The 14,283-nt window shown below is 61.8% G+C and carries 13 protein-coding genes; 6 read left to right on the plus strand and 7 right to left on the minus strand.

Annotation, left to right across the window (positions count from 1 at the left end; translation table 11 throughout):
* Positions 1 to 7: 7 nt before the first annotated feature.
* Both cobS and AC1DZU_RS29005 read right to left on the minus strand, forming a co-directional pair.
* Positions 8 to 994, minus strand: a complete 987-nt coding sequence (gene cobS / locus AC1DZU_RS29000) for a cobaltochelatase subunit CobS (protein WP_095084912.1) — start codon at positions 992 to 994, stop codon at positions 8 to 10.
* A 123-nt stretch (positions 995 to 1,117) separates the two neighbouring features.
* A complete protein-coding gene (locus AC1DZU_RS29005) occupies positions 1,118 to 1,747 on the minus strand; it encodes a J domain-containing protein (RefSeq protein WP_184876143.1) in 630 nt (209 codons plus the stop codon).
* 180 nt (positions 1,748 to 1,927) lie between these two features.
* On the opposite strand from AC1DZU_RS29005, the gene AC1DZU_RS29010 reads away from it, so the two are divergent.
* Positions 1,928 to 2,230, plus strand: a complete 303-nt coding sequence (locus AC1DZU_RS29010; RefSeq protein ID WP_095084914.1) for a BolA family protein — start codon at positions 1,928 to 1,930, stop codon at positions 2,228 to 2,230.
* Between the two features lie 22 nt (positions 2,231 to 2,252).
* Here the strand turns inward: AC1DZU_RS29010 and AC1DZU_RS29015 are convergent, their stop codons facing one another.
* The gene (locus AC1DZU_RS29015) at positions 2,253 to 3,806 is read right to left on the minus strand and encodes an acetolactate synthase large subunit (RefSeq protein WP_477290023.1); all 1,554 of its coding nucleotides are present in this window, start codon (positions 3,804 to 3,806) and stop codon (positions 2,253 to 2,255) included.
* A gap of 120 nt (positions 3,807 to 3,926) precedes the next feature.
* Positions 3,927 to 4,733 carry an alpha/beta hydrolase gene (locus tag AC1DZU_RS29020; protein WP_477290025.1) on the minus strand — a complete coding sequence of 269 codons (807 nt, stop codon included), beginning with the start codon at positions 4,731 to 4,733 and terminating at the stop codon, positions 3,927 to 3,929.
* Positions 4,734 to 5,184: 451 nt separating this feature from the next.
* On the opposite strand from AC1DZU_RS29020, the gene AC1DZU_RS29025 reads away from it, so the two are divergent.
* The 3 genes from AC1DZU_RS29025 to AC1DZU_RS29035 are packed head-to-tail and all read left to right on the plus strand — an operon-like array spanning position 5,185 to position 10,015.
* Positions 5,185 to 7,134 carry a PrkA family serine protein kinase gene (locus AC1DZU_RS29025; RefSeq protein ID WP_095084916.1) on the plus strand — a complete coding sequence of 650 codons (1,950 nt, stop codon included), beginning with the start codon at positions 5,185 to 5,187 and terminating at the stop codon, positions 7,132 to 7,134.
* A 17-nt stretch (positions 7,135 to 7,151) separates the two neighbouring features.
* Complete coding sequence (locus AC1DZU_RS29030; RefSeq protein ID WP_477290028.1) at positions 7,152 to 8,465, plus strand: YeaH/YhbH family protein; 1,314 nt, start codon at positions 7,152 to 7,154, stop codon at positions 8,463 to 8,465.
* 8 nt (positions 8,466 to 8,473) lie between these two features.
* Positions 8,474 to 10,015, plus strand: coding sequence for a SpoVR family protein (locus AC1DZU_RS29035; RefSeq protein ID WP_477290030.1), 1,542 nt, complete (start codon positions 8,474 to 8,476; stop codon positions 10,013 to 10,015).
* 218 nt (positions 10,016 to 10,233) lie between these two features.
* Here the strand turns inward: AC1DZU_RS29035 and AC1DZU_RS29040 are convergent, their stop codons facing one another.
* The 3 genes from AC1DZU_RS29040 to AC1DZU_RS29050 are packed head-to-tail and all read right to left on the minus strand — an operon-like array spanning position 10,234 to position 12,898.
* The gene (locus AC1DZU_RS29040; RefSeq protein ID WP_457154045.1) at positions 10,234 to 11,130 is read right to left on the minus strand and encodes an HlyC/CorC family transporter; all 897 of its coding nucleotides are present in this window, start codon (positions 11,128 to 11,130) and stop codon (positions 10,234 to 10,236) included.
* Entirely contained in the window at positions 11,127 to 12,290 is a 1,164-nt protein-coding gene (gene aroB / locus AC1DZU_RS29045) for a 3-dehydroquinate synthase (protein ID WP_477290032.1), read from the minus strand. Before aroB ends, AC1DZU_RS29040 begins: the two co-directional genes overlap by 4 nt.
* A complete protein-coding gene (locus tag AC1DZU_RS29050) occupies positions 12,287 to 12,898 on the minus strand; it encodes a shikimate kinase (RefSeq protein ID WP_477290034.1) in 612 nt (203 codons plus the stop codon). Before AC1DZU_RS29050 ends, aroB begins: the two co-directional genes overlap by 4 nt.
* Positions 12,899 to 13,107: 209 nt before the next feature.
* On the opposite strand from AC1DZU_RS29050, the gene AC1DZU_RS29055 reads away from it, so the two are divergent.
* Complete coding sequence (locus tag AC1DZU_RS29055) at positions 13,108 to 13,260, plus strand: histidine kinase (RefSeq protein WP_184876125.1); 153 nt, start codon at positions 13,108 to 13,110, stop codon at positions 13,258 to 13,260.
* Positions 13,261 to 14,196: a site-specific tyrosine recombinase XerD gene (locus AC1DZU_RS29060; RefSeq protein ID WP_477290036.1), complete on the plus strand. Its 936-nt coding sequence runs from the start codon at positions 13,261 to 13,263 to the stop codon at positions 14,194 to 14,196.
* Positions 14,197 to 14,283 lie beyond the last annotated feature (87 nt).

Below are 14,283 nucleotides of genomic sequence, written 5' to 3' on the forward strand. Positions count from 1 at the left end.
AGCGGTGTCATCCCAGCACGACGTTGGCGGCGCTTTCCGGCAGATCCTCGCCAAACGCGCGCTGGTAGAACTCGGCAACCACCGAACGCTCCAGCTCGTCGCACTTGTTGAGGAAGGTCAGCCGGAACGCCATGCCGATATTGCCGAAGATCTCGGCATTCTCGGCCCAGGTGATGACGGTACGCGGGCTCATCACGGTCGACAGATCGCCATTGATGAAGGCCGAGCGCGTCATGTCGGCGACGCGCACCATCTTGTTGACGATGTCCTTGCCCTTGCCGTCGCGATAGTGCTTGGCCTTGGCCAGCACGATGTTCACTTCATTGTCGTGCGGCAGGTAGTTCAGCGTGGTGACGATCGACCAGCGGTCCATCTGCGCCTGGTTGATCTGCTGGGTGCCATGGTAGAGGCCGGTCGTATCGCCGAGGCCCACCGTGTTGGCGGTCGAGAACAGCCGGAAGGCCGGATGCGGACGAATGACACGGCTCTGGTCGAGCAGCGTCAGCCGGCCCGACGATTCCAGCACGCGCTGGATGACGAACATCACGTCCGGGCGGCCGGCGTCATACTCGTCGAAGCACAGCGCGACATTGTGCTGGTAAGCCCAGGGCAGGATGCCGTCGCGGAATTCGGTGATCTGCAAGCCGTCCTTGACGACGATCGCATCCTTGCCGACGAGATCGATACGGCTGACATGGCTGTCGAGGTTGACGCGCACGCAAGGCCAGTTGAGGCGGGCTGCGACCTGTTCGATATGGGTCGACTTGCCGGTGCCGTGATAGCCCGACACCATGACTCGACGGTTGTAGGCGAAGCCGGCAAGGATCGCCATCGTCGTGTTCTTGTCGAACAGATAGTCCGGATCGATGTCGGGCACATGCTCGCTGGTCACCGAATAGGCCGGCACCACCATCTTGGATTCGAACCCGAATTTCTCCTTCACCGACACCGTCGTGTCGGGCAGGTTGGCGATGTCGCGATCGACCTTGTTCATATCTCTCAACGTCTCCACGGGCGAAAAGCCTGATTTCGCCGGCAATTGATTTTGTCCGGGGGCGGTCTTAGAGCCTTTTCCAACCTTATGAAAGTTGGAAAACGACACGAACCGTATGGTCGCTCAGCACAGGCCCGCCTGTTTGAGCACGCGATAGGCCTGCAGCACATCGCGGAACCGGTCTTCCGAACCTCGGTCGCCACCATTCGCATCCGGATGGTGACGCTTCACCAGTTCCTTATAGCGCGCCTTGATCTCCTTGCCAGTCGCCTTTGTATCAAGGCCAAGCGTTTCCAGCGCCTTGGCCTCAAGCGGCTTGGCCTTGCGCTCACGTGCTTCGCGCGGATCCTTTGGCCCCTTGAACAGGTCGAACGGGTCGCGCATGCGATTATAATAGCCCGCGCGGCCGGAGCGCATCTGGGCCACATCCGGCGACGAACGCGTCGAGGCGCCATTGACGCCCATCTTCCAGGTCGGCCGGTGGCCGGTCATGGCTTCCTTCTGGAAGCGCGCGACCTCGGTGTCCGGCACGCCGGAGAAATAGTTGAAGCCCTTGTTGTACTCGCGCACGTGGTCGAAGCAGAAGCGGAAATACTCGCCCTCCTTCATGCGCCCGACGGGCGCACGATGGGTGCCCGCTTCCTTGCAGCCGTCCCACTGGCAGATCGGCGAGTGCGACTTCAGCTCCGCATCCTTTTCCGGGCGGATGCGAATCTTCTCGAAATATTTGGGATACGGCTTCATCTCACCCATTTATGGGGCGTTCGCAAATGCGAAACAAGAATTGACATTTTCGCGATGATCGCCCTAACCGCTGAATCGCGGCATAAAGCAGGCGAATGGCGGATTTTGTTGCACGGCAGCGGCTTTTGCGAGGCCGATTTTGGTTTTGCCGGCTGCTGCGCCAGCCATATGTGGTGAAGGGAGACGGCGATGTCCATACAGGCAACCATGGAAGACAAGCTCAACAAGGCTTTTTCGCCGGACCGGCTGGTCATCATCAACGAGAGCCATCTTCATGCCGGCCATCACCATCACGGCTCCGACCATCACGGCGCCTATGACGGCACCGGCGAGACACATTTTCGCGTCCGCGTCGTCTCTTCGGCCTTTGCCGGGATGAGCCGTATCGACCGCCACCGCGCCGTCAACGAATTGCTTGCCGACGAACTGAAGGCCGGCGTGCATGCGCTGGCGATCGAACCGGCGGCTCCCGGCGAAAAGACCCGCTGGTAGGTCGGTTCCGCCTTCGCTGTGCTCAGAGCACCGCTTCGATGAGAAACGGTCCGCGCCGCGACAAGGCGCTCTCCAGCAGCGCGTCGAACCGCTCGCAGGTATCGGCGCGGGCTGCTTCCACGCCCATGCCTTTGGCCAGGCAAACCCAGTCCAGCGACGGCTGGTCGAGATCGAGCATGCGCCTGGCGTTCTCGCCGATCGCGCCGACGCCGACATTGCGCATCTCGCCATGCAGGATCGCATAGGTTCGGTTGGAAAAGACGATCGTCACCACGTCTAGATTTTCCCTGGCCTGCGTCCACAGCCCCTGCACCGTGTACATGCCGCTGCCGTCGGCCTCCAGATTGATCACCTTGCGGTTCGGACAGGCGATCGCCGCGCCGGTTGCAAGCGGAATGCCCCCACCGATCGATCCGCCGGTGGTCATCATGTAATCGTGCGGAGCGGCAAACGCCGACAAGGCGAAGAAACGCCGTGCCGAGGTGACCGCCTCGTCGCAGACGATCGCATCGGCCGGCAGTTTGCGCGCCACCGACAGCGCGATCGCATCCTCCGTCAGTTTTCCGCTCGGCGTTGCCTCGTCGGGAAAGGCGGTTGCGAAGACCGTCTGCTGCGACGGCTTGATGCCGAGTTCGTCGCGAAGCGCTTCCAGCGCCGCATTCAGATCCTTGCCATGCGCGGCCAGCGTCAGCACCTGGCAGCCGTCCCGAACAAGCCGTCCCGGCTTTCCCGGATAGGCGAAGAAGGCAACCGGCTCCCGCGCGCCGACCAGAACCAGAACGTCGATATCCCTGAGCAGGGCCGTCGCCGTATCGATCGGATAGGGAATGCGCATCGGCGCCACACGCCCGCGCCCGCGTTGCATCCGGGCGATCAGCACTTCGCTGAACAGACGGACATCGCTGCCCGTCGAGATCTGCCCGGCGACGGCAAGCGCATCGGCTCGCGCGGCCTGCCCGCGAACGATGATGCCGGCCCGACCCGGAGCGGTACGGATGGCTGCCGCGACCGCGCGCACGGCGTCCATATCGACGGTGGGCGATGGCGCCAGCGTCACCTTGCCGACTGAGGCCGCGCCAACTTCGCCCCAGGCGGCGTCAGCCGGCAGGATCAGGGTGGTTACGCCGGGTGGCGTCAGCGAGGCGCGGAAGGCGGCCTCGGTCGCCGGCGCGACATCGTGTGGGCCAGCGATGCGGCGCACCCAGTTCGACATCGGCTTGGCAAGGCTCTCGATATCGCTGGTCAGCGGAGCATCGAGCGGCAAATGATAGGATGCATGGTCACCGACAATGTTGATCATCGGGCTCAGCGCGCGCCGCGCATTGTGCATGTTGGCCAGGCCGTTGGCCAAGCCGGGGCCGGTATGCAGCAGCGTCGCGGCCGGCCGATCGGTCATCCGCGCATAGCCGTCGGCTGCACCGGTCACCACGCCCTCGAACAGGCCGAGCACGCAACGCATCTGAGGTTTCCGGTCGAGCGCTGCGACGAAATGCATTTCGGAAGTGCCGGGGTTGGCGAAGCAGACCGTCACATCATTGGCCAGAAGCACATCACACAGGACATCGGCGCCGTTCATGGAATTCTCTCCCGCTTGACGATCGAAGAGAGCAGTTGCACCGGCAAACGCCCGCGCAGCAATATCCCGTCGGCACTTTTGATCTGATCCAGTCCCTCCGATGCCTGTGCCGCGTCGGGGTCAGTTGACGGTCGATCTCAGGAACGCCAGCGCGGCGGCGGTCAGCGCATCGCCATCCTCGCCGAAATCGCGATTGATCGACATGTGCGTATAGGCACTGCCGTCGAACACTGTGACCTTGGTGCCGGTCGCCCGCMGGCGCGCGGCGAAGGCCTTCGAGGCCTCGCCACGGCCCGCGGCGCGTGAATAGGCGATGAAGGTCGGCGGATGCTTGTGGCCGTCGACATAGCTGACGGGCGACAGCGCGGCCCATTGCGTGGGTTCGGAAAAGACGCGGGCATAGGCCCGGACCATGCCGCCATTGCTGGAAAGCGCTGCAAGATCATAGGCCCTGGTATCGTCGAGGATGAGTGCCGCGACGCCAGGCAGGCCACCGCGCATGCCGGTCAGCGCAATCAGATGGCAGCCGGCCGAGTGGCCCATGCCGACGATACGATCGGGATCGCCGCCATGCTGCGCGATGTTGGCGCGCACATAGGCATAGGCCTTTTCGACGTCGCCGGCCTGGGTGGCGACGTCGGCCTCGGGCAACATGCGATAGTCGATGGAGACGAAGCAGAACCCATTGGCGAGCAGGAAGGCCGGCTTGGCGTTGACCTGGCTGCGTTTGCCGAACTGCCAGGTGCCGCCATGGACGAAAAAGACGACCGGCAGGCCGGTTGCACCCTCAGGCGCATAGATGTCGAGCTTGGCCGGGCCGTAATCGAAGGTTTTTGGCGCGGGTTGGCGCGGGCGCCGCGCGGCCGATGCTCCCAATGGCAGCATCGCCGCAACGGAGGCCAGAATGAGGCTTCGTCGATCGATCATCATGGTCTCCCGACCGTGTGGGCCAACAGTGCCCGCAGGCGCAATGAGCGTCCAGTTAAGGATTGGTAATACCGGAGGCCTGGCTCGGCGATCGATCATCGATCCGAATCTTGAATGGCACTCGAGCTTTAGGGGCTCCATCCGCTGTCGAGGGGGCCGGATCAACCGGCTTCGCCGACCTCGCGTCGGGTCGCCGTTGTGCAGCATCAGGCCGTATCACATGCACTGTCTTGCAGTTAAGTTCATGAAATCAATATCTGCCCCTTGACGGTCTCATCTGGCCATCACCACCTAAGTATTTGGGCAAGCATTTTAGCCACATGGGTGGTGCCCGGGTTTCAATGCCAGATGCACGCGCTCTCCTTCATGTGAAGGGAACCACAATGCATTCCGGCAGTTGAATATATGATGAGCCGGAAGGCAGCCAAAACGGCTCTGAGGGCAGAGTATCATGCGCGAGAATCAATCCGACGTCTTCGATCTGTTTTCGGAGATTTATGCGAACGCGGCCCAGGAAGAAATCAGCCTCCAGCAATATCTCCTTGCCTGCCGAGAGGACAGATCGATGTATGCCTCGGCGCCTGAACGGATGGTCGAGGCTATCGGCGAGCCGAACCTGGTTGACACCAGCAAGGACGAACGGCTCGGTCGCATTTTCTCGAACCGCACCGTCAAGATCTATCCCTCCTTCTCCGACTTCTACGGAATGGAGGACACGATCGAACGCATCGCCGGCTATTTTCGCTATGCTTCGCAGGGGCTCGAGGAGCGCAAGCAGATCCTTTATCTCCTGGGCCCTGTTGGCGGCGGCAAATCCTCCCTTGCCGAACGGCTGAAGAAATTGATGGAGCAGCGCCCGATCTACACGTTGAAGGTCGGCAACCAGGTCAGCCCGGTTTTCGAATCGCCGCTTGGCCTCTTCCATCCCGATCGCATGGGCGACCTGCTGCAGGATAAATACGGCATAGCCCGACGCCGGCTGAACGGGCTCATCTCGCCATGGGCGGCCAAACGCCTCGACGAACTGTCCGGCGACATTTCCAAGTTCAGCGTGGTCAAGCTGATGCCTTCGCGGTTGCGTCAGATCGGCATCGCCAAGACCGAGCCCGGCGATGAGAACAATCAGGATGTCTCGGCCCTGGTCGGCAAGGTCGACATCCGGTTATTGGAAAATTTCAGCCAGTCCGATCCGGACGCCTATTCCTATAGCGGTGGACTGAACCGGACCACCCAGGGCCTGCTTGAATTCGTGGAAATGTTCAAGGCGCCCATCAAGGTCCTGCATCCGCTGCTGACCGCCACCCAGGAGGGCAGCTACAACGGCACCGAAAATTTCGGCGCCTTTCCCTACCAGGGGATCATCGTGGCCCATTCCAACGAGTCTGAGTGGCAGCAGTTCAAGAACAACAAGAACAATGAGGCCTTTCTCGACCGCATCCTCGTGGTCAAGGTGCCTTATTGCCTTCGGATCACCGAAGAGAGGCAGATCTACGAAAAGCTGCTGCGGGAGAGCGAATTGGCCGCCAGCCCCTGCGCGCCCGAGGTGCTGGACATTCTCAGCCGGTTCACCGTCTCGACCCGCCTCGCCGAGCATGACAATTCGCCGCTCTACACCAAGATGCGTGCCTATGACGGCGAGAACCTGAAGGACGTCGACCCCAAGGCGAAGTCGGTTCAGGAATATCGCGATGCCGCCGGGGTCGATGAGGGCATGAGGGGCGTCAGCACGCGCTTCGCCTTCAAGATCCTGTCGCAGACCTTTAACTACGACACCAAGGAAGTGGCTGCCGATCCTGTGCACCTGATGTACATTCTGGAGGAGGCGATCAAGCGCGAGCAGTTTCCCAAGGAATCGGAAGCAGCCTATCTCGATTTCATCAAGTCGGAGATCGCCACGCGGTATGCCGAGTTCATCGGCCACGAGATCCAGAAAGCCTATCTCGAATCCTATAGCGAATATGGCCAGAACCTTTTCGACCGTTACATCGCTTATGCCGATGCCTGGATCGAGGATCAGGACTACAAGGACCCCGACACCGGCCAGATCTTGAAACGCGAGGTTTTGGAAAACGAATTGTCGCAGGTCGAAAAGCCGGCCGGCATCGCCAATCCCAAGGACTTCCGCAACGAGGTGGTGAAGTTCACGCTGCGCGCGCGCGCAAGGAACCACGACCGTAACCCGTCATGGACGAGTTATGAAAAGCTCCGCGAGGTCATCGAGAAGCGGATGTTCGGTCAGGTCGAGGACCTCTTGCCGGTGATCAGCTTCGGCTCCAAGCAAGACAGCGTTACGGAAAAACGGCACAACGAATTCGTTCAACGCATGGTCGAGCGCGGCTACACCCAGCGGCAGGTGCGTCGCCTGGTGGACTGGTACATGCGGGTGAACAAGGCGGGCTGAGGGAGCCCGATGGGTCCATGCCGATCTTCATCGACCGTCGCCTGAATCCGAAGGACAAGAGCCTCGGCAATCGCCAGCGCTTCCTCAAGCGTGCCCGCGAGGAACTGAAGCGGAGCATACGAGATCAGATCCGCGCTGGCAGGATCGCCGACGCGGATGCCGAGCACACCGTGCCTATGCCCGAAAGAGGCACAGGCGAGCCGAGCTTCAACAACGCCCGCAACAGCGGCAGGCGCCAGCACATCCTGCCGGGCAACAAGCATTTCTCCCCTGGAGACCTGATCCCCAAGCCCGGCCAGGGTGGCGGCGGGGGAGCGTCGTCCCCGGGAAACACGGCGTCTGAAGACGACTTTCGTTTCGTGCTGTCACGCGAAGAGGTGCTCGATCTTTTTTTCGAGGATCTCGAACTTCCGGACATGGTCAAGCTCAACCTCAAGGAAATCCTTGCCTTCAAACCGCGCCGGGCTGGTTTCGCCGCTACCGGTTCACCGACCAACATCAATGTTGGGCGCACGATGCGCAACAGCCATGGCCGCCGCATTGCGCTGAGGCGTCCCAAGCAGGCGGAGTTGGACGCGGTCCTCCAGGAAATCGCTACGCTTGAGTTGGTGCCATCCAGCGCAGCGGCAAGCCAGCGCATTGCGGCATTGCGCGAGGATCTCGACCGGCTGGAACGCCGCCGCCGGCGAATTGCCTATGTCGATCCGGTCGACATCCGCTTCAACCGCTTCGATCCCCAGCCTGTGCCGAACGCCAACGCCGTCATGTTCTGCCTGATGGATGTGTCCGGCTCGATGGGCGAGCGCGAAAAGGATTTGGCCAAGCGCTTCTTCGTGCTGCTGCACCTGTTCTTGAAACGGCGCTACGAGCGCATCGAGATCGTCTTCATCCGCCACACGCACCTGGCACAGGAGGTCGATGAGGACACATTCTTTTACAACACGCAAAGCGGCGGCACTGTCGTTTCCACCGCGCTGGAGGAAATGCATCGCATTATTGAAGAACGTTACCCGGCCCGCGAATGGAACATCTATGCCGCCCAGGCCTCGGACGGTGACAATTTCGCCGGCGATTCCGAACGATGCAAAGCCTTGCTCAACGGCAAGCTCATGCGGCTGTGCCAGTATTTTGCCTATGTGGAGATCATCGACGAGCGTGAGGCCCATATCTTCCGCACAACCGAAAACGGGACATCGCTATGGCGTGCCTACAGCGAAATCGATCTGAGATGGCCGAACTTCCAGATGAGCCGCATCGCCACGCCCGCCGATATCTACCCGGTCTTTCGCCACCTCTTCGGCAGACAGCCGGCTCCCCTTAAGAGAGCGTGAGGGGTACGATGGCAAGACAAGCCAGTAAATCCAGCCTGCTTTTTTCAGGGTCCGACTGGGATTTCAAGACATTGTCGCGGGCCTATGACGCGATCGAGGCAATCGCGGTCGAAGAGCTTCATCTCGATACCTACCCCGTGCAGATGGAGATCATCTCCTCCCAACAGATGCTCGACGCCTATTCGTCGGTCGGCATGCCGCTGATGTACCGTCACTGGTCTTTCGGCAAACATTTCCTCTACCAGGATCTGCTCTATCGCAAAGGCGGGCGAGGGCTTGCCTATGAACTGGTCATCAATTCCAATCCCTGCATCGTCTATCTGATGGAGGAAAACACCATGGCCCTGCAGGCCTTGGTGACGGCCCATGCTGCGCTCGGGCACAACCATTTCTTCAAGAACAATCAGTTGTTCAAGCAGTGGACGGACGCCGGGGCGATCCTCGGCTACCTGGACTTCGCCAAAGGCTACATTGCCCGTTGCGAGGAGCGGCACGGCCTCACCGCCGTCGAGGCTGTTCTCGATTCCGCCCATGCGCTGATGGCGCAGGGCGTGTTCCGCTATCACCGGCCGCCGAAGCTGTCGTCGGAGCGGCAGCGCGAAGGGCTTCGCGAGCGCCTCGAATACGAGGAGCGCTCCTACAACGATTTGTGGCGCACGCTGCCGCCTTCTCAGCAAAGGGTCAGCGATAAGGAGCAAGAGCCGGAGCGGAAGAAATCGCTCAACCTGCCCGAGGAAAACCTGCTTTATTTCCTGGAAAAGAACAGCCTGGTCCTGGAGCCTTGGCAGCGAGAGATCATCAGGATCGTTCGTGTCATAGCGCAGTATTTTTATCCGCAGGGGCAGACACAGGTGATGAACGAGGGCTGCGCCACTTTCGTGCACTATACGCTGATGAACATGCTGTTCGATCGCGGCCTGATCAGCGAAGGCGCCATGCTCGAAATCCTGCGCAATCATTCCAACGTGGTCTTCCAGCCGGGGTTCGACGATCCGCGCTTTTCCGGCATCAACCCCTACGCTCTCGGCCTCGACATGATGCAGGACATCCAGCGTATGTCGACAGAGCCGACGGCCGAGGACCGGGACTGGTTTCCCGACATCGCCGGCCACGGCAACTGGCGCGAGATCCTGCTCGACGCATGGGCGGATCACCGCGACGAATCCTTTATCCGCCAGTACCTCAGTCCGACTTTGATCCGAAAATGGCGGTTCTTTGTGCTCGGCGACGTTGCCGACCAACCGCATTGCCAGGTCGCCTCGATTCACAACGAGCGCGGCTATGCCAAGATACGCGCCGCGCTCGCTCACAGCTACGACGTTGGCGCGAAGCGACCGGACATCCAGGTGGTGGATGTCGATCTGCTCGGCGACCGGCATTTGCGACTGCAGCACAAGGTCAATGGCGGCGTCCTTCTCGAGGATGCCAGCCGCGACGCCACGCTTCGTCACATCCGCAGGCTTTGGGGTTATGAGGTCAGCTTGGCCGCCGTCGACGCTGAAACGGGGGCAACGATCCAAGAACGCTCGACGAGCCAGATCACAGAATGAAGCTGCGCAGTTGCGCTGGTTCTCATGGCGTCAAAAAGTGCGCGCCGGTCTTGGGCGACATGCATCAAAACAGGGGCTTGAAGCACGTCGCCTGAATTCGTTCAACGCGACAAGCCCTAGAGCAATTCCAGGAAAAGTGTGAGACGGTTTTCCGTTCGGAATTGCGTCGAAACAAAGAGTTAGAGCCGTTTGCCGTTTCCGTGAAACGGTGAATTGCTCTAAGCGTCGCCGGCTGGCCGTATTCTCAACCTTGCGATCCGGTTCTTGTCGCGCTTCATCACGACGAAGCGTTTGCCATGGAAAGTAAACGCCTGTTTTTCCTCGGGGATCGACTGCGTCTCGTGGATGACCAGTCCGGCGATGGTGGTGGCCTCCTCATCCGGCAGGTTCCAGTCGAGCGCCCTGTTCAGGTCGCGGATCGGCACCGTGCCATCGACGACGACCGAACCGTCGGCCTCCTGCTTGACCCCCTGGATGTCGACGTCGTGCTCGTCGGCGATCTCGCCGACGATCTCCTCGATGATGTCCTCCAGCGTCACCAGCCCTTCGACCTCGCCATATTCGTCGACGACGACGGCGAAATGCGCCTTGCGGCGCAGGAAGGCGTTGAGCTGTTCCTGCAAGGTCGTGGTGTCGGGCACGAACCAGGGTTTCGAAGCGATCTTCATCACGTCGATCTTGGAAAAGTCGTTGCCGACGTCGTTGAGCGCGCGAAGCAGGTCCTTGGCGTGCAGCACGCCGACAATGTTGTCGAGCGAGCCCTTCCACAACGGCATGCGGGTGTGCGGGCTCTGCAGGATCTCGCGCACCACCGCCTCCGGCGCATTGTCGGCATTGACCGAGCGCATGTTGGTACGGTGGACCATGATGTCGGACACTTCGAGCTCGGCGAGATCGAACAGGCCGCCGACGCGATCGCGATCCTCGCGCACCACCTGGCCGTCGCGGCGGAAATCGTCGACCGCGCCGCGCAACTCGGCCTCACTCGAGCGCTGCGGCCCGATGCGCGATAATTCGTAGCCGAAAGCGGCAAGCAGGCGCGCACGCAACGCAACGGCCAGCAGGACGAGGACGGCAAGGACAGCGACGACGATCCAGCCGGTCTCGTTGGTCATCTCGGCCGGCTCTTCTGCTGGCCCGGCCGGCTTTCCTGCTCGCCCGGATGGCTCTCCTTCAGGAACGACAATACTTCCGAAGCCGGCACATCCTTGGCGATGAAGGCCTGTCCGATGCCGCGCGTCAGGATGAAGGTCAGCGCGCCGCGCGACACCTTCTTGTCCTGGGCGATAAAGGAGAGCAGCGCCTCGGCATCGGGCAAATCACCCGGAATGTCGGCCATCCGCCACGGCAGGCCGACGGCGCGCAGATGCGCCTCGACGCGTGCCGCATCGTCGGGGCTGGCGAGGTTGAGCCGCGATGAGAACCGATGCGCCAGCGCCATGCCGATGGCGACACCCTCGCCATGGACGAGCCGGGTTCCATCATACTGGGTGGCGGCTTCCAGCGCGTGGCCGAACGTGTGGCCGAGATTGAGCAGCGCACGGTCGCCGGTCTCGAACTCGTCGCGGGCAACCACATCGGCCTTGGCGCGGCAGGCCTCAGCAATGGCCTGCGCCCTCTCCGGGCCGCCGGCGAACACTTGGGACCAGTTCTCTTCCAGCCAGGCGAAAAACCCCGGCCGGTCGATCAGCCCATATTTGGCAAGCTCGGCATAGCCGGCGCGGAATTCTCGGATCGGCAGCGTGTCGAGCACCTCGGTATCGGCCAGCACCAGCTTCGGCTGATGAAAGACGCCAACCAGGTTCTTGCCGCGCGCACTGTTGATGCCTGTCTTGCCGCCGACCGAGGAATCGACCTGAGCCAGCAGCGAGGTCGGGATCTGCACGAAATTCATGCCGCGGCGCACGATACCGGCGGCAAAGCCGGCAAGGTCGCCAATGACGCCGCCGCCAAAGGCGATGACGATGTCGCCGCGTTCCAGTCGGGCGGCCAGCACGCCGTCGACCACCTCTTCGAGATGGGCGAAGCTCTTGGTCTTCTCGCCGGGCGGCAGCTTGATGATAGCGTGCTGGATGTCGTTCCTTTCGAGACCCTTCTTCAGTGCATCGAGATGCGCTGCCGCGACATTGGCATCGGTGATGACCGCGGCGCGTGTACCAGGCAAGCGGCGCGAAATCTCCTCACCGGCGCGCGACAGCAGACCGGAGCCGATCAGGATGTCGTAGGCCCGGTCGCCAAGGCCGACTTCGACGGTGACCGGCTGATTCGCGCTCACGATCGCACCTCGTCTGTAGGGACAGTCTCATCAATTCCGAAATGCCGGCAAAGCGCATCCACCACCTCGGCCGCGATGACCTCCTTGCGGTCGTCGCGGGTCGGCACGGTGACGTCCGATGTCGCGTAGACGGGGTAACGCTCCTGCATGAGCCGCTCCAGCACGGCGCGAGGGTCGGCGCTTTTCAGGAGCGGCCGGTTCTGCTTCTTGGAGACGCGCTCCATCAAAAGGTCGAGCTCGGCCTTCAGCCACACCGACACGCCATGGCCGGCGATGGCATCGCGCGTGTGGGCGTTCATGAAGGCGCCGCCGCCGGTCGACAGCACCTGCGGGCCGTTCTCCAGCACGCGCAGGATGACGCGTTGCTCCAGGGCCCTGAACTCGGTCTCGCCATAGCGCTCGAACAGCTCCGGAACGGTCATGCGCGAGACGCTTTCGATCTCCTGGTCGCTGTCGATGAAGGGCAGCGCCAGCATCGCCGCCACCTTGCGGCCGATCGCCGTCTTGCCGGCGCCCATCAACCCGACAAAGACGACGGAACGGCTGCCCAGCCTGCCAAGCAGCGCGGCGTGGTTCTCGTCTGGAGGATTTGATGGCAGCGCGTTCATCTGATGCTTCGAGGGCCCCCTTTGCCGGCGTATCGACATGAAAAGCCCGTTTTCGTCAAGCTTGGCGAACAGCCTGGGCCTAATATGGCTTGGCCGTGCCGCATCAGAAGTTGCTAACAGACCTCAGCTTCTTCCTTGAATTGGGCGGATTGGCGTCCCATAAGGGCACAGGGTTTGGAAACGCAGAACAAGAAGACGGGCGAAAATTGATGCCGACACTGTTTCGCTTTGTCGTGATCCTCGCGATTCTGGCCGGCATTGCCTATGGTACGATGTTCGCACTGGTTATGTTCGTCGAGCCCAGGAAGGCGGAAATGACCGTGCGCATCCCTCCCGAAAAGCTCAATCCCAAGAAAAGCTGAATGAACAGCGCCGCCCGCATCGAAGCCTTCCTGGAAATGATGAGCGCCGAGCGTGGTGCCGCGGAGAACACGCTGTCCTCTTATCGCCGTGACCTCGAAGACGCTTCGGACGCTATCGATGGCGGGCTTGCCAGTGCCGCGGCCGCCGAAATCCGCACCTATCTCGACGATATCGCCGCGCGTGGCTTCGCGCCAACGTCGCAGGCGCGCAAACTGTCGGCGATCCGCCAGTTCTTCAAGTTCCTCTACGCCGAGGGCCTGCGCGCGGATGACCCGACCGGCACGCTGGACAGCCCGAAAAAAGGCCGCCCGCTGCCGAAGACGATGAGCGAGGCCGACACCGGCCGGCTGATCGACCGAGCAGCGCTTGAGGCCGGCGATCCCGGGCTCGGCAACGATGCCGCGCCTGGCGACGGCGATCGGCTGGCGGCACTGCGCCTGCATGCGCTAGTCGAGGTGCTCTATGCCACCGGCCTGCGCGTTTCCGAGCTGGTCGGCCTGCCGGTGACGGTGGCGCAGCGCGACGACCGTTTCTTCATGGTGCGCGGCAAGGGCGACAAGGAGCGCATGGTGCCGCTATCGGCCAAGGCGCGCACGGCGATGCGGAGCTGGCTTGCCGCCCGCGCCAAGGTGCCTTCCTTCGCCGACAGTCCGTTTCTGTTTCCGGCCGCCTCGGACAGCGGCTATCTCTCGCGCCAGGTCTTTGCCCGCGACCTGAAAGGGCTGGCGGCAAGGGCCGGCATCGCCTCCGCGAAGATCTCGCCGCATGTGCTGCGCCATGCTTTCGCCAGCCATCTCCTGCAGAACGGCGCCGATCTCAGGGCCGTGCAGCAGTTGCTCGGCCATGCCGACATATCGACGACACAGATTTACACCCATGTGCTGGAAGAGCGGCTGGTGCGGCTGGTCAACGATCATCATCCGCTTGCCGACTAGGCCTCATATCGCTATGTGAGGACGACGTTCCACCGCCCGGAGCCTTGGATTTCAGGGTTCCGCCAGTCCTCGCCTTCCGACGTATCG

The sequence above is a fragment of the Mesorhizobium sp. P2_A12 genome, assembly GCF_056405075.1.